At 72.9% G+C, this 21,407-nt stretch carries 18 protein-coding genes and 1 pseudogene; 5 read left to right on the top strand and 14 right to left on the bottom strand.

Annotation, left to right across the window (positions count from 1 at the left end):
• Window positions 1-50 precede the first annotated feature (50 nt).
• On the top strand, window positions 51-1,787 hold the full coding sequence (locus GA0070608_RS17290) for a glycoside hydrolase family 3 protein (protein WP_091629273.1): 1,737 nt from the start codon (window positions 51-53) through the stop codon (window positions 1,785-1,787).
• A gap of 50 nt (window positions 1,788-1,837) precedes the next feature.
• Here GA0070608_RS17290 and GA0070608_RS17295 read toward each other — a convergent pair whose 3' ends face one another.
• A complete protein-coding gene (locus tag GA0070608_RS17295; protein ID WP_091635350.1) occupies window positions 1,838-2,500 on the bottom strand; it encodes a lipoprotein in 663 nt (220 codons plus the stop codon).
• 206 nt (window positions 2,501-2,706) lie between these two features.
• Here GA0070608_RS17295 and GA0070608_RS17300 point away from each other — a divergent pair, with 206 nt between their 5' ends.
• Window positions 2,707-2,925, top strand: coding sequence for a hypothetical protein (locus tag GA0070608_RS17300; protein ID WP_091629276.1), 219 nt, complete (start codon window positions 2,707-2,709; stop codon window positions 2,923-2,925).
• A gap of 101 nt (window positions 2,926-3,026) precedes the next feature.
• Here the strand turns inward: GA0070608_RS17300 and GA0070608_RS17305 are convergent, their stop codons facing one another.
• From GA0070608_RS17305 to GA0070608_RS17340, 8 genes and pseudogenes are all read right to left on the bottom strand, one after another.
• Window positions 3,027-4,466, bottom strand: coding sequence for an acyl-CoA carboxylase subunit beta (locus GA0070608_RS17305; RefSeq protein ID WP_425413236.1), 1,440 nt, complete (start codon window positions 4,464-4,466; stop codon window positions 3,027-3,029).
• A 10-nt stretch (window positions 4,467-4,476) separates the two neighbouring features.
• Window positions 4,477-5,703: a beta-ketoacyl-ACP synthase II gene (gene fabF / locus GA0070608_RS17310; RefSeq protein ID WP_091629281.1), complete on the bottom strand. Its 1,227-nt coding sequence runs from the start codon at window positions 5,701-5,703 to the stop codon at window positions 4,477-4,479.
• A gap of 2 nt (window positions 5,704-5,705) precedes the next feature.
• The gene (locus GA0070608_RS17315; RefSeq protein ID WP_013735281.1) at window positions 5,706-5,945 is read right to left on the bottom strand and encodes an acyl carrier protein; all 240 of its coding nucleotides are present in this window, start codon (window positions 5,943-5,945) and stop codon (window positions 5,706-5,708) included.
• 84 nt (window positions 5,946-6,029) lie between these two features.
• Entirely contained in the window at window positions 6,030-6,974 is a 945-nt protein-coding gene (locus GA0070608_RS17320) for a beta-ketoacyl-ACP synthase III (protein WP_091629283.1), read from the bottom strand.
• A 178-nt stretch (window positions 6,975-7,152) separates the two neighbouring features.
• Complete coding sequence (locus GA0070608_RS17325) at window positions 7,153-8,322, bottom strand: acyltransferase domain-containing protein (protein ID WP_091629285.1); 1,170 nt, start codon at window positions 8,320-8,322, stop codon at window positions 7,153-7,155.
• 118 nt (window positions 8,323-8,440) lie between these two features.
• Window positions 8,441-9,715: a PucR family transcriptional regulator gene (locus GA0070608_RS17330; RefSeq protein WP_281186086.1), complete on the bottom strand. Its 1,275-nt coding sequence runs from the start codon at window positions 9,713-9,715 to the stop codon at window positions 8,441-8,443.
• Window positions 9,716-9,721: 6 nt separating this feature from the next.
• A pseudogene (locus tag GA0070608_RS17335) lies at window positions 9,722-10,380 on the bottom strand (response regulator).
• Between the two features lie 25 nt (window positions 10,381-10,405).
• Complete coding sequence (locus tag GA0070608_RS17340) at window positions 10,406-11,596, bottom strand: sensor histidine kinase (protein ID WP_091629289.1); 1,191 nt, start codon at window positions 11,594-11,596, stop codon at window positions 10,406-10,408.
• A gap of 328 nt (window positions 11,597-11,924) precedes the next feature.
• Between GA0070608_RS17340 and GA0070608_RS17345 the strand changes: the two genes are divergently transcribed.
• On the top strand, window positions 11,925-12,263 hold the full coding sequence (locus GA0070608_RS17345; protein ID WP_091629292.1) for a hypothetical protein: 339 nt from the start codon (window positions 11,925-11,927) through the stop codon (window positions 12,261-12,263).
• 34 nt (window positions 12,264-12,297) lie between these two features.
• Here the strand turns inward: GA0070608_RS17345 and GA0070608_RS17350 are convergent, their stop codons facing one another.
• On the bottom strand, window positions 12,298-12,948 hold the full coding sequence (locus GA0070608_RS17350) for a hypothetical protein (protein ID WP_091635353.1): 651 nt from the start codon (window positions 12,946-12,948) through the stop codon (window positions 12,298-12,300).
• Between the two features lie 223 nt (window positions 12,949-13,171).
• Here GA0070608_RS17350 and GA0070608_RS17355 point away from each other — a divergent pair, with 223 nt between their 5' ends.
• Entirely contained in the window at window positions 13,172-13,804 is a 633-nt protein-coding gene (locus GA0070608_RS17355) for a copper resistance CopC family protein (RefSeq protein ID WP_091629294.1), read from the top strand.
• Between the two features lie 51 nt (window positions 13,805-13,855).
• On the opposite strand, the gene gltX is transcribed toward GA0070608_RS17355, so the two are convergent.
• Genes gltX through GA0070608_RS17370 form a run of 3 tightly spaced genes read right to left on the bottom strand, consistent with a single transcriptional unit; the run spans window position 13,856 to window position 17,919 of the window.
• Window positions 13,856-15,265: a glutamate--tRNA ligase gene (gene gltX, locus GA0070608_RS17360; RefSeq protein WP_091629297.1), complete on the bottom strand. Its 1,410-nt coding sequence runs from the start codon at window positions 15,263-15,265 to the stop codon at window positions 13,856-13,858.
• A gap of 48 nt (window positions 15,266-15,313) precedes the next feature.
• Window positions 15,314-16,591: an MFS transporter gene (locus GA0070608_RS17365; protein ID WP_091629300.1), complete on the bottom strand. Its 1,278-nt coding sequence runs from the start codon at window positions 16,589-16,591 to the stop codon at window positions 15,314-15,316.
• Complete coding sequence (locus tag GA0070608_RS17370; protein WP_245715818.1) at window positions 16,588-17,919, bottom strand: GH1 family beta-glucosidase; 1,332 nt, start codon at window positions 17,917-17,919, stop codon at window positions 16,588-16,590. The genes GA0070608_RS17365 and GA0070608_RS17370 overlap by 4 nt, the downstream gene beginning before the upstream one ends.
• A gap of 187 nt (window positions 17,920-18,106) precedes the next feature.
• On the opposite strand from GA0070608_RS17370, the gene GA0070608_RS17375 reads away from it, so the two are divergent.
• Complete coding sequence (locus GA0070608_RS17375; RefSeq protein ID WP_091629305.1) at window positions 18,107-18,553, top strand: SRPBCC family protein; 447 nt, start codon at window positions 18,107-18,109, stop codon at window positions 18,551-18,553.
• Window positions 18,554-18,632: 79 nt separating this feature from the next.
• On the opposite strand, the gene aceE is transcribed toward GA0070608_RS17375, so the two are convergent.
• Window positions 18,633-21,371, bottom strand: a complete 2,739-nt coding sequence (gene aceE, locus GA0070608_RS17380) for a pyruvate dehydrogenase (acetyl-transferring), homodimeric type (RefSeq protein ID WP_091629307.1) — start codon at window positions 21,369-21,371, stop codon at window positions 18,633-18,635.
• Between the last annotated feature and the right edge of the window lie 36 nt (window positions 21,372-21,407).

Consider the following 21,407-nt stretch of genomic DNA (forward strand, 5'->3'; position numbering starts at 1 on the left):
CCGCCACCGGGTGAAGGTCAAGTTGCCCCGATAAGGGGTGAACTGGTGGGATGGGCCGCGTGTCGACTACTCCGCGACGTGCCGGCGTCGCGCTCGCCGTCCTGACCGCGCTGCTCGTCTCCGGGTGCTCCGGGCCGACGGACCGCAGGCCCGACCCGGCGCCGACGAGCCCGGCCGCCCCGGCGGCCACCCCGACACCCGGTGCGAGCCTCCCCGGCGCCGACCCCGCCGCCCGCGCCGCCGCCCTCGTCGCCACGCTCGCCGACGAGGACCTCGTCGGCCAGGTGCTGATGCCGTACGCCTACGGCGACGCGGCCACCAGGGTGTCGCCCGGCTCGGCGGCCGGCAACCAGGCGCTGGCCGGGGTGGACACGCCCGCCCAGATGGTCGAGAAGTACCGGCTCGGCGGGCTGATCCTGGTCGGCTTCAGCGCCGACGACCCCACGAAGGGCAACCAGGAGACGACCAATGTCGACAACCCGAAGCAGGTACGCGCGCTGACCGACGGCCTGCGCGAGGCCGCCGGCCGGCTGCCCGCCAAACAGGCGCCCTTCCTGATCGGCACCGACCAGGAGTACGGCGTGGTCACCCGGATCACCGACGGGGTGACCCTGCTGCCCAGCGCCCTCGCCGCCGGCGCGGCCGGGAAGCCCGAGCTGACCGAGGCCGCGTGGCGGGCTGCCGGCAACGAACTCGCCGCGATGGGGATCAACCTCGACTTCGCCCCCGTCGCCGACGTGCTCGCCACCCGCAGCACCGTGATCGGCTCCCGGTCGTACGGGGCGGATCCGAAGGCGGCGGCGGGGCAGGTCGCGGGCGCGGTCCGCGGGTTGCAGGCCGCCGGCGTGGCGGCCACCGTCAAGCACTTCCCGGGGCACGGGCACAGCGCCGCCGACTCGCACGAGGGCCTGCCGGTGCTCGACCAGCCCCGCAAGACGCTGGAGACCGCGGCGTGGCCGCCCTTCTCCGCCGGCATCGACGCCGGTGCGATGGCCGTGATGTCGGCTCACCTCGACGCGCGGTCGGTGGACCCGGGCACCGCGGCGACCTTCTCGCACAAGTTGCTCACCGGCGTGCTCCGCGGCCAGCTCGGCTTCCAGGGCGTGGTGATCACCGACGGGATGAACATGCCCCCGGCCAAGCGCTGGTCGCCGGGGGAGGCCGCTGTGCGCGCGCTGAAGGCGGGCAACGATCTCATCCTGATGCCGCCGAACGTCGGTCAGGCGTACGACGGGCTGCTCGCCGCGCTGCGCGACGGCTCGCTGCCCCGGGCCCGCCTCGTCGACGCCGCGACCCGGGTGTCGACCATGAAGTTCAAGCTGGCCGACCGGTCCGCCCCCGAGCTGTCCACGCTGGGCGGTCCGGCGCACCGCAAGGCAGCGGAGGATCTGGCCGCGGCGGCGGTGACGGTGCTGCGTGGCGCCTGCGGCGGCGGGGTCCGGGGTCCGGTGACCGTGACCGCCTCCGGTGGGCGGGACCACACCCGGGCGGCGCTGACCGAGGCGCTCAAGGCGGCCGGGGTCAAGGTGGCGGCCGGCGGCACGGTGGTACACCTCGTCGGGTACGGCGACGGCGACGGCGACCTGCGCGCCGACGCCGCCGTCACGGTCGCCATGGACACGCCGTACGTGCTGGCGAAGGCGAAGTCACCGACCCTGCTGGCGACCTACTCGTCCAGCCAGGCGTCGATGACCGCCCTCGCCGGGGTGCTGGCCGGCAAGGTGCGCCCGGGTGGCCGGTCCCCGGTGCCGGTGACCGGCCTGCCCGCCACGACCTGCGGCGCCTGACCCGGGCCGCGCTGATCTGGATCGTCGGCGCCATCGCCGGGCGCCCGTCGTCACCCGGCGTCCGCGAGCCCCCGCGTCGCCAGCCGGTACGCCGGCAGCACGTCGGTCCGTTCGGTGATCAGACCCTCGTTCACCGTGAACACCAGCGTCTGCCCCTCCGCCTGGACGGCCAGCGCCCAGCCGCGCGACTCCTCGTCGGTGAGTGTGCTGGTGGCCAGCCAGGTGACCTCCGTGGCGTCGAAGGCACCGGCCCGGACGTCCCTGAACTGCTGACCGCTGATCTTGTCCTCGGTGCCGGCGACGAACGCCTCCAGCGCGGTCCGGGGGGCGACGGTCGGCTGGTCGGTCGCCCACACCCGCAGGAAGCCGCCGCCGCTGGACCGCCCGTCCACCTCGCAGCGGACGGTGGTGCCGCCCCGCTTGGTGAGCGCCTCCCCGAGCAGCTCCGCCAGCTCACCGGCGGGGACCTCGACGGCCTTCGCCTTCCAGCCCTTGGCCAGGGGGAACGAGACCGGCAGCGGGCACGGCGTCCCCGCACCGCCCGCCGTGTCGTTGCCCGCCGCCTCGGCGGCCACCTCGTCGTACCAGGGCTCGCCCGCGGCCTCCGGCGCCGGCCTGCCGGTCGCCTGGCCGGCGCCGGTGTCCTCGGCGCACCCGCCGAGCAGTCCGATGGTGAGCGCCGCGAGCACGGCGGCGCGGGTATGACGTTCCATGGTGTCCATTCCCCGTTGACGATGAGAGTCGGCCCATCAAAGCGACACGGACAGGCGACGTCAAACCGGCTGATCCACCGGGCCGCGCGCAGGGCGGTGCGGGCCACCCCACCGTTGGCACGACGGGTGTCAGCAGCCCCCGGCCCAGGAGAGTCGGCCGGAAACCGGGTCGCGTTCGTCCGTCCCGTCTGACACCCTCGGCGCCCATGGGGACAGCAGAGGGTTTCGCGTACGTCGAGCGGTCGGACGGCACCGTGGCGATCACCCACCACGGCCGGGTGGCGGGCACCCTGCGTGGTGGCCGGGCGGCGGAGTTCCTCGCCGAGGTCGGCGACGACCCGCAGCTCGTGATGGCACGGTGGACCGGCAACTACCGCCGGGGCAACGAGCGGACCGCCCGCCAGCACCCCCGCAACCGGGGCTGAGCGACGCGGAAGGGCCCGCGCTCGGTGTGAGCGCGGGCCCTTCCGGCGGTACGTCCGGCCCTCAGCGGCCCGACCGGTTCTTCCTCGAAGCGGTGGCTGTCCTACAGGGGGATGTTGCCGTGGGCGCCCCGGGCTGCGGGGGCGGCGGCGAGAGCCTCGGCGATGCGGCGTCGGGTCTCGGTGGGGGTGATGACATCGTCGACGACGCCGATCTCGAGGGCGCGGTTGACGCCGCCGGCGACGCGGGTCTGTTCCTCGATGAGCTGTGCGCGTAGGGCCTCGCGGTCTTCGGCGGGGACGGCGGCGAGTTTCTTGCGGTGCAGGATGTTGACCGCGGCGCTGGCGCCCATGACGGCGACCTCGGCGTTGGGCCAGGCGAACACTGCGGTGGCCCCCAGGGAGCGGGAGTTCATCGCGATGTACGCCCCGCCGTAGGCCTTGCGGGTGACGAGGGTGACGCGGGGCACGACGGCTTCGGCGAAGGCGTGCAGGAGTTTCGCGCCGCGGCGTACGACGCCGTCCCATTCCTGGCCGAGGCCGGGCAGGTAGCCGGGCACATCGACCAGGACGATCAGCGGCACGCCGAGGGAATCACACATGCGTACGAACCGGGCCGCCTTCTCGGCGCTGGAGGCGTCCAGACAGCCGCCCAGCCGCAGCGGGTTGTTCGCGATGACCCCGACGGTGCGGCCGGCGAAACGACCCAGGGTGGTCACGACATTCGGCGCCCACTTGGCGTGCAACTCCACCCCGGGGGCGTCCAGCAGCGCCTTGACCACCGGCTTGACGTCGTAGGCCCGGTTCGTCTCGGCCGGCATCTTCGCCGTCAGGTCGTGCCCACCCTCGTCCTGGGCGGACACGTCGTCGGGCGACAGGCGCCCCTGCCGACCGAGCAGCGCGGCGAGTTTGCGTGTCTCGGCCAGCGCCGTCTCGTCGTCGGCGCAGGTCACGTGGACCACGCCGGAGCGGCGGCCGTGCGGCTCCGGCCCACCCAGGCGGGCCATGTCGACCTGCTCACCGGTGACGCTACGTACCACCTCCGGACCGGTCACGAAGATCCGACCGGCGCCACTCATCACCACGATGTCGGTCAACGCCGGCCCGTACGCCGCGCCGCCCGCCGCGGGACCCAGCACCGTGGAGATCTGCGGCACCCGCCCCGACGCGCGCACCATCGCCGCGAACACCTGACCCACCGCGTCCAGGGCGACCACACCCTCGGCCAGCCGCGCCCCGCCCGAGTGCCACAACCCCACCACCGGCACCCGCTCCCGCACGGCGGTGTCGATCGCGTCCACGACGTGCCGGCACCCCTCGGTGCCCATCGCCCCGCCCATCCGCGTCGCGTCCGTGGCGTACGCGACCACGGGCGAGCCCTCGATCTCACCCCGGGCCCACAACACGCCCGAGGTGTCCCGCGGCACCGAGAGCCGCAACGAACCCGCGTCGAACAACGCCCGGAGCCGCACCTCCGGATCCCGATGGTCCACGACGGAAGATGCGTCCACGCCAACGGCGGTGGTGGTCACGTGAGCCTCCAAGGCTGTGGTCTCAGGCCCGCGTGAAGACGAGAGCCACGTTGTGTCCGCCGAAGCCGAACGAGTTGTTCAGGGCAGCGGGAATGTCCATGTGGCGTGGCTCGTTGGTGGCCACGTCCAGGGTCAGCCCGTCGTCCGGGTCGTCCAGGTTGATGGTCGGCGGTACGACGCTGTCGCGGATCGCCAGGATGGTGAGGATGGACTCCAGCGCGCCCGCCGCGCCCAGCAGGTGACCGGACATCGACTTGGTCGAGGTCAGCACCGGGTGGTCGCCCAGCGCCGCCCGCAGCGCGGTGATCTCGGCCACGTCACCGACGGGGGTCGAGGTGGCGTGCGCGTTGACGTGCACGATGTCCAGTCTGTCGACGTCCGCGTCCGCGATCGCCTTCGAGATTGCCCGGATCGCGCCCTCGCCCTCCGGGTGCGGCTGGACGATGTCGTAGCCGTCGGAGGTGAGGCCGGCGCCGGCCAGCCGGGCGTAGACCCGGGCGCCCCGGGCTGCGGCATGCTCCGCCCGCTCCAGCACCACGATCCCCGCGCCCTCGCCGAGCACGAAGCCGTCGCGGCCCTTGTCCCACGGGCGGGAGGCCCGCTCCGGCTCGTCGTTGCGGGTCGACATCGCCCGCATCGAACTGAACCCGGCGATCGGCAGCTGGTGGATGACCGCCTCGGTGCCGCCGGCCACCACCACGTCGGCCCGGCCGGCGCGGATCATGTCCATGCCGAGCGCGATCGCCTCCGCGCCGGTCGCGCAGGCGCTGGCCACCGAGTGGACCCCCGCCTTCGCGCCCAGCTCCAGCCCCACCCAGGCGGCGGGCCCGTTGGGCATCAGCATCGGGATGGTGTGCGGGGAGACCCGCCGCGGGCCGGACGCCTCCAGGATGTCGTCCTGGGCGAGCAGGGTCAGCGCGCCGCCGATGCCGGAACCGACGCTGACGCCCAGCCGCTCCGGGTCCAGCCCGGAGTCGGCCAGGCCGGCGTCGGCCCAGGCCTGGTGCGCCGCGATGATCGCGATCGCCTCGGAACGGTCCAGCCGACGCAGCTTGACCCGGTCGAGCAGGCCGGACGGTTCGACCGCGAGCTTGGCGGCGATCCGGACCGGCAGTTGCGCGGCCCACTCCTGGGTGAGCGCACTCACCCCGGAGCGGCCGGCGATCATGGCGTGCCAGGTCGACGCGACGTCCCCGCCCAGCGGGGTGGTCGCGCCGAGCCCGGTGACGACGACGTCGGTGTGAGCCATGATCAGGACTGCGCCTCGATGTAGCTGACGGCGTCCCCGACGGTCTTCAGGTTCTGCACCTCGTTGTCCGGGATCTTGACGCCGAACTTCTCCTCGGCCGCAACCACGACCTCCACCATGGAGAGCGAGTCGACGTCCAGGTCGTCGGTGAAGGACTTCCCCTCGGCCACGTCGTCCGGGCTCACCCCGGCAACCTCTTCGAGGATCTCGGCGAGGCCGGCGGTGATCTCGTCACGGGTCATTGCGGTTGGTTCCTCTCATCGATGGATCATTCGACGGCCGACGACTTCGGCCGTCACTCTCCGGCGCGGCGGCCGGAGGGGCTTTCAGGGACAGCGGACGACCTGACCGGCATAGGTCAGGCCGCCGCCGAAGCCGAAGAGCAGCACCGGGGCGCCGGACGGCACCTCCCGCCGCTCGACCAGCTTGGACAGGGCCAGTGGCACGCTCGCCGCCGACGTGTTGCCGGACTCGACGATGTCCTTGGCGATGATCGCGTTCGGGATGCCGAGCCGCTTGACGATGCCGTCGATGATCCGGGAGTTGGCCTGGTGCGGCACGAAGGCGGCCAGCTCCGACGGGTCCACGCCGGCGCGCTCGCACGCCTGCCGGGCCAGCGGCGCCAGCTCCGTGGTGGCCCAGCGGAAGACCGACTGCCCCTCCTGCTGGATGTACGGGCGCCAGCCCTCGATGCGTACCGCGTCGCCCCGCTCCGGCACCGAGCCCCAGACCACCGGGCCGACACCGGCGGGCTCGCCGTCGGCGACGGCCGACACCACGGCGGCGCCGGCGCCGTCGGCGAAGATGATGCAGGTGGAGCGGTCCGTCCAGTCGACGATGTCGGAGAGCTTCTCGGCGCCGATGACCAGGGCGTGGCGCGAGGCGCCGGCCCGGATGGCGTGGTCCACGGTGCCCAGCGCGTACGCGAAGCCGGAGCACGCCGTGTTGAGGTCGAACGCCCCGGGCGCGGTGATGCCGAGCTTGGCGGCGACCCGGCAGGCCACGTTCGGGCTGCGGTCGGCGGAGCTGCACGTCGCCACCACGACCAGGTCGATGTCGGCGGCGGTGAGCCCCGAGTTGGCCAGCGCCTTGCCGGCGGCGGCGGCGGCCATGTCGGAGACCGTCTCGCCGTCGGCGATCCGCCGGGTGACGACGCCGACCCGGTCCCGGATCCACTCGTCGCTGGTCTCGACCAACTGGGCGATGTCGTCGTTGGTGACCACCCGGGAGGGCTGGTAGTGCCCCAGCGCGACGATCCGGCTGCCGGTCATCGGAGCTGTCCTCTCGTTCGCGACTGCGGGACTCGCAAACCCGGCTCATTCCTCGCGCTCACGGGGCTGCCTTTCGTTCGCGACTGCGGGACTCGCAAACCCGGCTCATTCCTCGCGCTCACGGGGCTGCCTTTCGTTCGCGACTGCGGGACTCGCAAACCCGGCTCATTCCTCGCGCTCACGGGTTACCTCCGATGCGGACGAGCGGTTGGCCCGGCGCGACCGGGTCGTCGTGGTGGGCGAGCCACTCGGTGAGCACGCCGCTGTCGTGTGCGGTCACCTCGACCGGGCCCTGCCGGGTGGCGACGTGGCCGACGACCTGGCCGGTGCGGAGCGTGTCGCCCTCGGCGAGGCCCTCCGCCGGCTCGAAGGTGCCGGCCGACGGGGCCACCACCACGCGGAAGTGCATGGTCGGCTCGTGGCTCGGCGCCATCCCGTGCCGGGCGATCAGGTCTCTGGCGGCCGGCAGGTCGTCGGGCGTGTTGAGGGTGACCACCTCGGGGGCGTCGGCCCCCTTGAGCTCCCGCTTCACCAGGCCCGCGAGAGTGCCGGCCGGGGGCAGCTCGATCACTCCGGTCACCCCGAGGTCGGCCAGGGTACGCATGCAGAGGTCCCAGCGCACCGGTGCGGTGACCTGGCGCACCAGGCGCTGCACCATGTCGCGCCCGTGGTTGACCGCGGCCCCGTCGAGGTTGGACAGCAGGATCCGGCCCGGGTCGCTCGGGGTGATCCCGGCAGCCACGGCGGCCAGCGCCGCCTCGGCGGGGGCCATGTACGGCGTGTGGAAGGCGCCGGCCACCTTCAGGCGGATCACCCGGGCCTTCGTCGGCGGCTCGGCGGCGAGCTTCTCCAGCCCCTCGACCGCGCCGGCGGCGACGAACTGGCCGGCGCCGTTGCGGTTGGCCGGGTGCAGCCCGTGCGTGGCGATCGAGGCGAGCACCTCGTCCGGGTTCCCGCCCAGCACGGCGGCCATCCCGGTCGGCTCCAGCGCACAGGCCGCGGCCATCTCCCGGCCCCGTACGCCGGCCAGGGTGATCGCCGCCTCCGCCGGGAGCACCCCGGCGAGCGCCGCGGCGCCCAGCTCGCCCACGCTGTGGCCGACGGTGAGCGTGACGTCGTACATCGGCAGGTGCTCGGCGGCGAGCAGCGCGGCGGCGACCAGCAGCGGCTGGGTCCGGGCGGTGTCCCTGATCTCGTCCGCGTCGGCCGCGGTGCCGAGGTGCACCAGGTCGACCCCGGCCAGCGCCGACCACCAACGCAGACGCGACTCAGCGCCGGTGAGGTCGAGCCAGGGAGTCAGGAAGCCGGGTTTCTGAGAACCCTGGCCGGGCGAAAGTACGGCGAGCACGTCTATGACTCTCCCGGATACGCGCGGGTAGCGCTGTGCGGCCCTCGACCAAACCGCACTAGAACCTTTGGAGGAATCCTACAAAAATCGGCGGCGATCATCACCTGTGTGTGATGTTCTACCCAATCCTGGTGGTGATTGTCTGGGTTGGTGCCACCGGAACCACCGGATCAAGCCGCCCGACGGTGAGAGCCACCTGGAGCGCGAACGCGTCCCGCGCCGCGAGCGGCGAGAAGCCGGTCACGTCGGAGATCCGCCGAAGCCGGTAGCGAACCGTGTTCGGATGCACGAAGAGGGACCGCGCGGCGCTCTCCAACGTGCCGCCGGCCGCGAAGAAGGCGTCGAGGGTCTCCAGCAGTTCCCCGCCGGCGCGCACCAGCGCGGTGTAGACGTCGTGCCGCAGCCGGCGGCGCGCCTCCGCGTCCCCGGCCAGCGCCCGCTCCGGCAGCAGGTCGTCCGCCGGCACCGGCCGGGGCGCGGTCGGCCAGGCCGGTGCGGCCCGGAAGCCGGCCAGCGCGGCACGCGCCGACTCGGTCGCCTCGTCCAGGCTCGGCACGGCCGGCCCGACCACCACCGGCCCGTCCCCGAACGCGCCGAGCAGCTTGCCGGTGGCCGCGACCGGGTCGGCGACGCCGCCGAGCACGATGACCAGGCGGTCGCCGTGCACCCCGCCGATCACCTCCGTGTCGATGCGCCGGGCCTGCCGGTGGACGGTGTGCAGCACGGCGGAGACCTCCCCGCCGGGAGAGCGGCCGACCGCCACCGCCACCGGCGGGGCGTCCGCCCAGCCGAGTGCCGCCGCCCGGCTCGCCAGCACGTCCGGCGTGTCACCACGTAGCAACGCGTCCACCAGCAGCGCCTGCAACCGGGCGTCCCACGAGCCGCGCGACTCGGCGGCCCGGGCGTACACCCGGGCGGCGGCGAAGGCGATCTCCCGGGAGAACCGCAGCACGGCCTCGCGCAACTGCTGCTCCTCACCCTCCGCCGCCAGGTGCGAGACCTGCTCCTCGACCACGTCGATCATCACCTTCACCAGCGCGACGGTCTGCTGGAGGCTGATCGAGCGGGCGAGCGCCTGCGGCGCGGTGGCGAAGACCTCGTCGGAGACCTCCTGGGTGCTGTCCGCCGTGCCGCCGCCGTCGCGCAGCCACTGCACCAGCGACCGGGCTCCGGCCTGGGCCACCAGCATCACCCAGGAGCGGTGGTCGGGCGGCAGGTCGCGGAACCAGGGCAGCGTCTCGTCCATCCGGGCCACGCTGGCGCTGGCCAGCGCCCCCGCCGCCCGTTCGATCCGGCGCAGCGTGGCCGACAGTTCCGTCCCGCCCGGCTCGCTCACCGCCCCAGCCTGACATGCCCCGACCTGCGCCTGAACGCCGGGCAACCCGCCCGCCACGGCTGGTCAGGCCGGCGGTGGGGCGGGCAGTCCCAGATCCTGGGCCAGGATGGCGGCCTGCACCCGGCTGCGCAGGTCCAGCTTGGCGAGGATCCGGCTGACGTGGGTCTTCGTGGTGCTCTCGGCCATCATCAACCGGTCGGCGATCTGCTGGTTGGACAGCCCCAGCCCGAGGCAGGCCAGCACGTCGCGCTCCCGGGGCGTCAGCGCGTCGACCGCCCCCGGGTCGCGGCGGGGGTGGTCGGAGCGGTCGCCGCGAACGCGGTGATCAGGCGGCGGGTGACCGCGGGGGCGATGAACCCCTCGCCCCGGGCGACCGTCCGTACCGCCGTTACCAGCCCCTCGGCGTCGGTGTCCTTGAGGACGAAGCCAGCCGCGCCGGCCCGCAGCGCCCCGAAGACGTACTCGTCGAGGTCGAAGGTGGTGAGCACGAGCACGTCGGCGAGCCGGTCGGCGGCGATCTCCCGGGTGGCCGAGATGCCGTCCAGCCGAGGCATCCGCACGTCCAGCACTGCGACGTCCGGGCGCAGCTCCCGGCACAGCCGGACCGCCTCGGCGCCGTCCTCGGCCTGGCCGACCACCTCGACGCCGGCCGCGCCGGCCAGGATCAGCGCCAACCCGGCCCGCACCGCCGGCTGGTCGTCGGCGAGCAGCACCCGGATCACCTCGGCCATGTCACGTCCCGTCCTCTCACGGCGCTGCCTCCGTCGGCAACTGCACCCGTACCCGCCAACGACCCTGCGCCGGGCCGGCCGAGAACCGGCCGTTCAGCAGCACCGCCCGCTCCCGCATCCCGATCAGGCCGGCGCCCGCGCCGGTCAGCGTGCCACGGCCGGTGCCGACCAGGTTGTCCACGCCCACCACCACCCCCACCGGCTCGTACGCGACCAGCAGGTCGGCCTCGCCGGCGCCGTGCTTGAGCGCGTTGGTCAGCGACTCCTGCACGATCCGGTACGCGGCCAGGTCCACCCCGACCGGCAGCGCGCGCGGCTCGCCGCGCCGGGTCACCCGGACGGTCAGCCCTGCGGCGCGGACCCGGTCGACCAGCGCGTCCACCTCGCTGAGCCGTGCCCGGGTCGGCTCCTCCGTCGCATCGACGGCCGACCCGCCCTCCGCCGGTTCCCGCAGCAGGCCGATCATCTGCCGCATCTCGCCCAGCCCCTGCACGCTGCTCTCCCGGATCACCCGCAGCGCCGACTCGACCTGCGACCGGTCGAGCCCGGGCACGGAGAGCGCGGCCGTGGCGTGGATGGCCACCGCGCTCAGGTGGTTGGCGATCACGTCGTGCAGCTCGCGGGCCATCCGGGCCCGTTCCGCGCTGACTGCCTGCCGGCGGTCCAGTTCCACCAGCCGGGCCGTCTGCTCGGCCCGGGCCCGTTCGGCGGCGGCCTGGTCCCGGTACTGCCGCACGCTGATCCCGGTGAGCACCGGCAGGATCCCGGCCATCACCGTCGGCATCCCGAAGCCGACGCCCCGCCAGTCGCCCGTCAAGAGCATCCCCGCCGCCGTGCCGAGCACGCTCAACCCGACCGTGACCCGGAGCAGCCAGCGCCAGGTCCGGGCCGGACCGAACACGCACGCGTCGTAGAGCACCTGGGTGTAGACGAGGATGGTGGCCAGCGAGCCGCCCATCGCGAGGTCGACCAGCACCGCCACCGTGCCGAGCGCCAGGCTGGTCCGGGTGGCGACCCGGCGCAGGCCCACCGCCGCGCAGACCACCGCCAGCGGCAGCAGGAACAGTGGTTCCGGCAGGCCCGGCTGCCAGGTGAACTGCGGTTGGGTGTTCAGGCCGTAGAAGACCAGGCCGCCGACCAGGGACGCGCCGGCGAGCATGAGGTCCCGGCCGGCCGTACCGGCCCCGAGCCAGGTCGGCGGTCGCATGGCCCGATCCCACCACACCCACGGCCGGCCGGACTCAGACCGTTGGAGGACTCCACCCGCCCCCGCATCCCCCGAAAGACCTACACCGATCGGACCCGGGAGTCGGTGGGCGGGGTCGGCAGGGGCAGCCCTCGCCGTCGCCAGCCGGCTCGTCGCCTTCGGGGTCCGGGAGCCGGTCTTCCCCGTCGGCGCAGCTCGAACGGGGTGGCGGTGTGCCGGGCGCGGCGGTGACCCGGGTCCGGCTGCACGAGCCGTCGGTCCCGGCCAGTACGGTGACAGGGCCCGTCGGAGCGACCCCGGCGGGCGGGGCGAGCGTGAGGAGACCGGGATGGCGCACGGGGAGGCCGAGCACGGCTGCGCCCAGGGCGAGCCCTGCCGGCCGGGCCACCACGAGCAGCAGGCGGCAGCCAAGCACCGCCGGCCGTCCGGCGGCTTCCCGGCCCACTCGCCGGAGCACCCGGCCCGAGCGGCCGAGCGCCCCGACGACGACGTGGCGGTGCCCCGGCAGCGCCTTGCCGAGCCGGCAACGACCGGCGAGGCCGAGCCGGCGGCGGTGCAGGGCTGCCGCAGCGACCTGTCCGGGTGGGCCGGCGCGCACCGCCACGGCCCGGTCCGCCCCCGGCAGCGCGTCACCCGCCGTGAGGGACCGCCACGCCGCTGGTGTTGACGTAGGGGGCCTCGGCCGGCCCCGGACGGCGGGGTCAGCGGGTGCGGCGGCGGACCAGCAGCGCGATCCCGGCGAGCCCCGACGTGATGACCAGCGCCACCGCGATGTTGAGCAGCATCAGCCGCTGCAACTCGCCGAACGCCTCGTCGATGCCCTTCGCCGGGTTGAGGGCGTCTTCCGGGATGACCCGTTCGCCGCCGCCGACGCCGCCACTGACGGTGTCGAACTGCCGCTCCAGCGGCACCCCGGCCGTGCGGAGGGTCTCCGACATGTTGAGCCGGCCCAGGAACCAGCCCGCGGCGGTCTTGCGGGCGTCCGGCTGCTTGGCCGGGCGGTAGACGCGCGGCCCGCCGACCGCCTTCGGATAGAGGTCGTACGTCTGCTTCGCGACGTCACCGGCGAACACCACGACCGTGTACTTCGGACCGAGGTCGGCCGCCTTCGGGCCCTTGGCCTGCCCCGTGCGGCCGAGGAAGTTGACCTGGTCGATGATCGCCACCACGTGCGCCGGGGCAGCCTCGGCGCGCAGCCGCAGCGGCACCGCCAGCCCCTCCCCGGTGATCTCCACGCCGGCGGGCGCGGGCTTCGCTGCCGCCTTTGCCGTGTCGGTCAGACCGAGGGACAGGACCGCCGCCGCGAGCCCGCCCGTCAACACCGCGACCAACCGCCGCATCGTTCGGACCATCGCCGCCTCCTCGCCCCGTTCGATGGGTGGCTTGCTGCAGGTCACGCGTTGCCTGGCCGACGGGGGTGACCAGACCCGTACAGGGGTGTCACCCTCAAGACTCCGCAGAACGCCGATTGGTTGCAGCTCGTGGAACAGTAATTGGAACTATCTGTGATCCCAGCCCGACCAATGAACGGTGGCCGTTGATCAGCGGGCGGATCGTACCTTTACGGAGGGGTTCATGGGGGGCAGGTTCCCACGCGCGGCGCGCACCTGGCCAGTGGTGTTCGGCGTGGCGTTCGGTGTGTCGTTGTTGCTGCCGGCCGCGCCGGCGGCGGCCCACAACTCGTTGACCGGCAGCGATCCGCGCAACGGTGCCCGGGTGGCCGAGGCTCCGGCAAAGATCGAGCTGCGTTTCCTGGCGAAGGCGGATCCGGGTACGACGAAGATCACAGTCACCGGCCCGGACAACGTGGCCGCGTTGGGCGGCACGCCGACCTTCGCCGGTTCCCGGGTGAGCGTTCCGTTCAAGCCGGGCCGGGCGGGGCTCTACGTCGTCGGCTACCGGCTGGCGTCCAGCGACGGGCACCCGGTGACCGGCGAGGTGCGGTTCACCCTGACCACCGGCACCCCCGCCGAGCCGCCGACCGGCCCGAGCGCTCCTGCGTCGGCCGTACCGCCGTCGACCGGGGCCGGGCCGACCTCGGCCGCGCCCGGTCCGGCGAGCCCAGGCACGCCGGAAGCCGCGGTGCCGGCGGCGAAGGAGAACGACGGTGCGGCCGGGCGTGGCTGGCTGTGGGCGCTCGGCGGCGTGCTTCTCCTCGCCGCTCTCGCCGTGGGCCTGCTGCTCCGTCGCCGCTCCACCCGCCGCTGAGCGGCACCTACGGGGTCAGCGCCCGGACCGACGGTCCGGGCGCTGACGGGCTCAGACCAGGCGGACCCGGGCGGCGCGCAGCCGGCTCAGGGCGCGCTCGCGACCCAGCACCTCCAGCGACTCGAACAGCGGCAGCCCGACGGTGCGGCCGGTGACCGCGACCCGCACCGGGGCCTGGGCCTTGCCGAGCTTGAGCCCGCGCTCGGCGCCGACCGCCTCCATCGTCGACTTCAGCGTCTCCGCGTCCCACGACTCCACTGCCTCGAACGCCGCCGTGGCGGCGTCCAGCAGCTCCGCCGAGCCCTCCTTCATGGCCTTGGTCCAGGCGGCCTCGTCGATCAGCGGCGCGGCGAGGAAGAGGAAGTCGACGTTCGGCACGATCTCGCTGAGCACCGCGATCCGGGTCTGGGCGAGCGATGCCACGGCCGCGAAGGCGTCCGCGTCGAACTCCTCCGGCTGCCACGGCGGCGGGGCGATGGTGCCGGTGCCCGTCAGCCACGGCCGGCAGGCGTCGACGAACTCCTCGACCGGGAGCGCCCGGATGTATTCGCCGTTGAACGCGCGGAGCTTCTTCTCGTCGAAGAACGCCGGTGAGGGGTTGACCTCGTCCAGCCGGAACTCCTCCTCGATCACCGACCACGGGACGATCTCCCGGTCACCCGACGGCGCCCAGCCGAGCAGCATCAGGTAGTTGCGCATCGCCGCGGCCAGGTAGCCCTCGTCCCGGAACGCCTCCAGGGCCACCTTGTCCCGGCGCTTGGAGAGCTTCTGCCGCTTCTCGTTGACCACCACCGGCACGTGCGCCCAGATCGGCGGCTTGACCCCGAGTGCGTCCCAGAGCAGCTGCTGCTTGGGGGTGTTGGGCAGGTGCTCCTCGGCCCGGATCACGTGGGTGATCCCCATGGTCATGTCGTCGACCACGTTGGCCAGCAGGAAGACCGGCGAGCCGTCGCCCCGGGCGATGACGAAGTCCTCGATGAGCTTGTTCTCGAAGGTGGGCTCGCCGCGGATCAGGTCGACCACCACGGTCGCGCCCTCGTCCGGCGTACGGAAGCGCAGGGCGCGGCCCTCGCCGGCCGGCAGGCCCCGGTCGCGGCAGAACCCGTCGTAGCCCTGGTACTGCGAGCCGGTGCGGGCCTGCACGGCGTCGCGGGTGCAGTCGCAGTAGTACGCCCGGCCGGACTCGTGCAGCCGGGCGGCGGCGGCCCGGTGCTCGCCGGCGTACTGGGACTGGAAGTAGGGGCCCTCGTAGCTGTCGCGCTCGATGCCGATCCAGTCGAGCGCGGAGAGGATGCCCTCGGTCCACTCCGGCTTGTTGCGGGCCGCGTCGGTGTCCTCGATGCGGAGCACGAACACCCCGCCCTGCTGCTTGGCGTAGATCCAGTTCTGGAGTGCCGAGCGGGCACCGCCGACGTGGAACATACCGGTCGGGGAGGGGGCGAAGCGTACACGTACCGTCACGCCCCCAGCCTACGGCGACCCGCGACCGGATTCCGCCAGGGGTGCGGCTCAGGGCACCGAGCGGATCTTGAGCACCAGCACACTGCCCAGTACGGTGACCGCCGCGGTGACCGCGTAGAGCGCCGGATAGCCGCCGAGGTACACCACGAGCGGGGCGGAGATCGCCGGACCGAGCACCTGCGGAGCGGAGTTGGCGATGTTGATCACGCCCAGGTCCTTGGCCCGGTCGGCGGCGGCCGGCAGCACCTGGGTGATCAGCGCGGCGTCCACCGACAGGTAGATGCCGTAGCCGGCGCCGAGCAGCAGCGCGGCGGCCACGGCCACCGGCCAGACCGGCGCGACGGCGAGCAGCAGCGCGGCGACCGCCATGATCCCACCGGCCGTGATGACGAAGACCTTGCGCCGGCCGGACCGGTCCGACAGTCGCCCGGCCACCACGGCGGTGGCCGCCAGGCCGGCCGTGTAGAGCAGGATCAGCACCAGCAGGCCGCCCTCGGGATCGGGGTGGCGCACCTCGTCGGTGAGGAAGAAGAGCAGGTAGAGCGTGCCGAGCGCGTTGCCGAGCTGCACCAGGAACCGGGTGATCCAGGCCCAGCCGAAGTCGGGGTGGCGGCGGGGCGAGACCCACATCGACGCGAACAGGGCGCGCCACCGCAGTGCCGGGCGGTGCGCCCTGGGCAGCGGGTCGTCGGCGGTGAGCAGCGCGAACGGCAGGGACAGCAGCAGCACCGCCGCCGCCATCGCCAGGTAACCGGCGGCGGTGCCGCTCACCACGGCGGTGACCAGCACCACCCCCAGCACCAGCCCGAGCGCCTGGGGGATGCCGACCCAGCCGGAGACGCCACCCCGCTGGGCGACCGGCACCCGGTCCGGCACGGCGGCGGTCAGGCTGGCCAGCATCGCGTTGAAGCAGACCTGGGCGGCGACCCAGCCGAGCGCGACCCCGGCGACGGTGCGCTGCTGCGCCAGCAGCACCAGGGCGGCGGCGCCGAGCAGCGCGCCACCGGCGGTCCAGACATGCCGGCGGCCGAACTCGCGTCCGGCCAGCCGCAGGCAGGTCCGGTCCGAGAGGGCGCCGGCGAGGGGGTTGGCGAGCACCGCGGCGAGCGCGCCGAGGCCGGTGACCACGGCGAGCGCGGTCTCCTTGTCGGCCGGTGCGATCTGCTCCAGCTGCTGCGGCAGCAGCACCTGGATCGGCGTGAAGAACGCCATCCAGACCCCGAGGTTGCCGGCGAAGATCAGCGCGATCCAGCCCCGCCGGACCGGCACGGTCGGGTCGGCGAGCGCCGCCGGCAGCGAGGCGGGCGTCGGATCGACGGTGGTCACGGCCGGGCGATCAGGTCACGAAGCCAGGCGTACGAGGACTTGGGCGTACGGAGCTGGGTGTCGAAGTCGACGTGCACGAGGCCGAACCGCTTGGTGAAGCCCTCCGCCCACTCCCAGTTGTCCAGCAGCGACCAGACGAAGTAGCCGGTCACGTCGACGCCGTCGGCCATCGCGGCGTGTATGGCGCGCAGGTGCCCGTCGAGGTAGGCGATCCGCTCCGGGTCGTGCACCCGGCCGTCGGCGTCGGGCGTGTCGTCGTACGCGCAGCCGCTCTCGGTGATCTGGATCGGCGGCAGGTCGTCGGCGTACGTGCGGTGCAGCCAGCCGAGCAGTTCGTGCAGCCCGTCGGGGGCGACCGGCCAGTCGAAGGCGGTACGTGGGTATCCCTCCAGCGGCACCAGCTCGAACGGCAGCGGCGAGCCCTCCTGCGCGGCGCGTACGCCGGTGGGGTTGTAGTAGTTGACCCCCAGCACGTCGATCGGCGCGGCGATCACGTCGAGGTCGTCGGCGCGTACCGCGCTCGTGTCGAAGCCCAGCTCGTCGGGGTAGCCCCGGCCGAACAGCGGGTCGGTGAAGAGGCGGTTGTGCAGCGCCTCGTACGCCGCGACGGCCGCCCGGTCGGCGTCGCTGTCCCCGGCCGGACGGACGGGCGAGTAGTTGTTCGCGATGGCGATCGGGCTGGTGGTGTGCGTCCGCAGCGCGGCGACGGCGAGACCGTGGCCGAGGAGTTGGTGGTGGGCGACAGGGAAGGCGTCGAAGAGCAGCGTCCGGCCGGGGGCGTGTTCGCCCGTGGCGTGGCCGAGGCTCATGTGGATGAAGGGCTCGTTGAGGGTGATCCAGAGTTTCACCCGGTCGCCGAGCCGGGCGGCGGTGGCGTCGGCGTACTCGGCGAAGCGGTGGGCGGTGTCCCGGTTGAGCCAGCCGCCCGCGTCCTCGAGGGACTGGGGCAGGTCCCAGTGGAAGAGCGTGGCGACCGGGTCGATGTCGTGGGCGAGCAGGTCGTCGACGAGCCGGTCGTAGAAGTCCAGCCCGCGCGGGTCGACCGGGCCGTCGCCGGTGGGCCGCACCCGGGGCCAGGCGATCGAGAAGCGGTACGACGAGACGCCCAGCCCGGCGAGCAGCGCGACATCCTCGGCGTGCCGGTGGTAGTGGTCGCAGGCCACGTCGCCGGTGCTGCCGTCGGCGATCCGGCCGGGGGTGTGGGCGAACGTGTCCCAGATGGAGGTTCCGCGTCCGTCGGTGTCGGCGCCGCCCTCGATCTGGTAGGCGGAGGTGGACACTCCCCAGCGGAATCCGGCGGGGAACTCGGGCATTGCTGCGGTCGACATGCGCTCTCCCGTCATACGTGAATCGTGTTCGCGACTCTAGGACGCCATCGGTCGATGCGCCATAGGCCGTACGTCGTGGTAGCGCAATGCATTTCGGCGTGTCTTTTCCGAACCCGTCCCGGTACGTCCGAATTTGCGCATAGAGTGCCGATATCGTGGGAAGTCCTCACTGGAGGAAAGACGGAAAATGATCCTCGTGGAACGCAGTGCGCACGTGATGGCGCCAGTGGAAGCGGTCTGGGACGTCGTGCAGCGGGCCGAGCAGTTGCCGGCCTGGCTGGCGGGGGTCCGTGCGGCCGAGGTGCTCTCGGGGGAGGGCTACGGGCGTCGACAACTCGTCCAGGCGGGACGGGGCGCGGCCCATGAGGCCGAGGTGATCGCCTACCAGGAGCCGTCCCTGATCGGCTGGCGCGAACGCGCCAGGGGCGCCGGTGCCCGGGCGGAGGCGCGCACCGAGATCTACGTCCAGCTCACCACGGGTGAGGAGGAGGGCGGGACGATCGTGCGGCTCATCGTCGTACGCTGGCCGGCCGGTCCGGTCAAGGCCGCCCTGCTCCGCCTCGGCCTGCGCAGGGTCGGCGCCGACCTGGAGGAGTCGCTGGCCCGGCTCACCGACCTGGCCGCCGTCGGCTGACCACCCCGGCCAGTTCCTCGACGGCGGGGACGGCGAAGGGCCCGGCGCGGATGCGCCGGGCCCTTCGTCTCGTACGTGTCTAGCTGTCGCCGCCGGTCTCGCCGACCGGGGCCGCGTTCACGTCCTCGATGGCGTACTTCTTGGCCGCCTCGGCCGGCACGTTCGCCGGTACCGTGCCGCGCAGGGCCAACTGCCGCAGCGTCGCGACCACCACCGACTCGGCGTCGACGTGGAAGTGCCGGCGCAGGGCGTGCCGGGTGTCGGACATGCCGAACCCGTCCGTGCCGAGCGAGGTGTAGTCGCCGGGCACCCAGCGGGCGACCAGGTCCGGCACCGCGCGCATCCAGTCGCTGACCGCGACCTTCGGCCCGTCGGCGTCGGCCAGCTTCTGCTGGATGTACGGCACCCGCTGCTCCGAGCCCGGGTTGAGCAGGTTGTGCTCCTCGCACTCCACCGCGTCGCGGCGCAGCTCCGTCCAGGAGGTCACCGACCAGACGTCGGCGGCCACGCCCCAGTCCTGAGCCAGCAGCTGCTGCGCCTTGAGCGCCCACTGCATGCCCGTGCCGGAGGCGAGCACGTTGGCCTTCGGGCCGTCCACCTGCGGGGCGGGGGAGTAGTGGTAGATGCCCTTGAGCAGGCCCTCGACGTCCACACCCGCCGGCTCCGCCGGCTGCAGGATCGGCTCGTTGTAGACCGTCAGGTAGTAGAAGACGTTCTCCTGCGCCTCGCCGTACATCCGGTGCAGGCCGTTCTCCAGGATGTGCGCCAGCTCGAAACCGAACGCCGCGTCGTACGCGACCACCGCCGGGTTGGTGGCGGCGATCAGCAGCGAGTGGCCGTCCTCGTGCTGGAGCCCCTCGCCGTTGAGCGTGGTCCGGCCGGCGGTGGCGCCGAGCAGGAAGCCCCGGGTCATCTGGTCGGCGGCGGCCCACAGCCCGTCGGCGGTGCGCTGGAACCCGAACATCGAGTAGAACATGTACATCGGGATCATCGGCTCGTCGTGCGTGGCGTACGCCGAGCCCGCCGCGGTGAACGAGGCGACCGAGCCGGCCTCGTTGATCCCCTCGTGCAGGATCTGCCCGTTCGTGGACTCCTTGTACGACAGGAACAGCTCCCGGTCGACGGCGGTGTACCGCTGACCGTGCGGCGAGTAGATCTTCTGCGTCGGGAAGAGCGAGTCCATGCCGAAGGTGCGGGCCTCGTCCGGGATGATCGGCACCCAGCGCTTGCCGAACTCCTTGTCCTTCATCACGTCCTTGAGTAGGCGGACGAAGGCCATCGTGGTGGCCACCTTCTGTTTGCCCGAGCCGCGCTTGACGTCGGCGAAGCGCTCCGGGCCGGGAATGGCCAGCCGCTTCTGACCGGGGCGCCGCGACGGCAGGTAGCCGCCGAGCTGTTGGCGCCGCTCCTTGAGGTACGCGATCTCGTCGGACTTGTCGCCCGGGTTGTAGTACGGCGGCAGGTAGGGGTTGTCCTCCAGCGCCTTGTCCGGGATGTCCAGGTAGAGCCGGTCGCGGAAGGTCTTCAGGTCCTCCAGCGTCAGCTTCTTCATCTGGTGGGTGGCATTGCGACCCTCGAAGTGCGAGCCCAGCGTCCAGCCCTTGATCGTCTTGGCCAGGATCACGGTCGGCTGGCCGGTGTGCTCCATCGCCGCCTTGTAGGCCGCGTAGAGCTTGCGGTAGTCGTGCCCGCCCCGCTTCAGGTTCCAGATCTCGTCGTCGCTGAAGTCCTCGACCATCTTGCGGGTCCGCTGGTCGCGGCCGAAGAAGTGCTCCCGGACGTACGCCCCGGACTCCGCCTTGTAGGTCTGGTAGTCACCGTCGGGCGTGGTGTTCATCAGGTTGACCAGCGCGCCGTCGGTGTCCGCGGCGAGCAGCGGGTCCCACTCCCGGCCCCAGACCACCTTGATGACGTTCCAGCCGGCGCCCCGGAAGAACGCCTCCAGCTCCTGCATGACCTTGCCGTTGCCGCGCACCGGCCCGTCGAGCCGCTGGAGGTTGCAGTTGATCACGAAGGTGAGGTTGTCCAGCTCCTCGCGGGCGGCCACACCGATCGCGCCGAGCGTCTCCGGCTCGTCCATCTCGCCGTCGCCCAGGTAGGCCCAGACGTGCTGGTCCGAGGTGTCCTTGATGCCCCGGTGGTGCAGGTAGCGGTTGAACCGCGCCTGGTAGATCGCGTTCAGCCCGCCCAGGCCCATGGAGACCGTGGGGAACTCCCAGAAGTCCGGCATGAGCCGGGGGTGCGGGTAGGACGGCAGGCCGCCGCCCGGGTGCGACAGCTCCTGGCGGAACCCGTCGAGCTGGTGCTCGGTCAGCCGCCCCTCCAGGAACGCCCGCGCGTACATGCCGGGGGAGGCGTGGCCCTGGTAGTAGATCTGGTCGCCGCCGCCCGGGTGGTTCTTGCCCCGGAAGAAGTGGTTGAAGCCCACCTCGTAGAGCGAGGCCGAGCTGGCGAAGGTGGAGATGTGCCCGCCGACGCCGATCTCGGGACGCTGGGCCCGGTGCACCAGCATGGCCGCGTTCCACCGGACGTACGCCCGGATCCGCCGTTCCACGTGCTCGTCACCCGGGAACCAGGGCTCACGCTCCGGCGGGATGGTGTTGATGTAGTCGGTGGTGGTCAGGGACGGCACCCCGACCTGGCGCTCGCGGGCCCGCTCCAGCAGGCTCAGCATGACGTAGCGGGCGCGTTTTGTCCCGCGCTCGTCGATGACACCGTCGAGCGACTCGACCCATTCGCTGGTCTCTTCAGGGTCGATGTCCGGAAGCTGGCTCGGCAGACCAGCGGTGATCACCGGGCGCTTGCGTTCCGTAGCCACAGGCGTTCCCTCGGTTCTGTGTGGGATAGGTCTCTA

This window comes from Micromonospora peucetia, assembly GCF_900091625.1.
GTDB classification, from domain to species: domain Bacteria; phylum Actinomycetota; class Actinomycetes; order Mycobacteriales; family Micromonosporaceae; genus Micromonospora; species Micromonospora peucetia.

Bases quoted from the DNA above. Each gene is read 5' to 3' on its own strand.
- GA0070608_RS17375 (WP_091629305.1), top strand. From the start codon at position 18,107: ATGATCCTCGTGGAACGCAGTGCGCACGTGATGGCGCCAGTGGAAGCG.
- GA0070608_RS17295 (WP_091635350.1), bottom strand. From the start codon at position 2,500: ATGGAACGTCATACCCGCGCCGCCGTGCTCGCGGCGCTCACCATCGGA.
- GA0070608_RS17350 (WP_091635353.1), bottom strand. From the start codon at position 12,948: ATGGTCCGAACGATGCGGCGGTTGGTCGCGGTGTTGACGGGCGGGCTC.
- fabF (WP_091629281.1), bottom strand. From the start codon at position 5,703: ATGGCTCACACCGACGTCGTCGTCACCGGGCTCGGCGCGACCACCCCG.
- GA0070608_RS17340 (WP_091629289.1), bottom strand. From the start codon at position 11,596: ATGCGACCGCCGACCTGGCTCGGGGCCGGTACGGCCGGCCGGGACCTC.
- GA0070608_RS17320 (WP_091629283.1), bottom strand. From the start codon at position 6,974: ATGACCGGCAGCCGGATCGTCGCGCTGGGGCACTACCAGCCCTCCCGG.
- GA0070608_RS17290 (WP_091629273.1), top strand. From the start codon at position 51: ATGGGCCGCGTGTCGACTACTCCGCGACGTGCCGGCGTCGCGCTCGCC.
- GA0070608_RS17300 (WP_091629276.1), top strand. From the start codon at position 2,707: ATGGGGACAGCAGAGGGTTTCGCGTACGTCGAGCGGTCGGACGGCACC.
- GA0070608_RS17315 (WP_013735281.1), bottom strand. From the start codon at position 5,945: ATGACCCGTGACGAGATCACCGCCGGCCTCGCCGAGATCCTCGAAGAG.
- GA0070608_RS17370 (WP_245715818.1), bottom strand. From the start codon at position 17,919: ATGTCGACCGCAGCAATGCCCGAGTTCCCCGCCGGATTCCGCTGGGGA.
- GA0070608_RS17345 (WP_091629292.1), top strand. From the start codon at position 11,925: ATGGCGCACGGGGAGGCCGAGCACGGCTGCGCCCAGGGCGAGCCCTGC.
- GA0070608_RS17355 (WP_091629294.1), top strand. From the start codon at position 13,172: ATGGGGGGCAGGTTCCCACGCGCGGCGCGCACCTGGCCAGTGGTGTTC.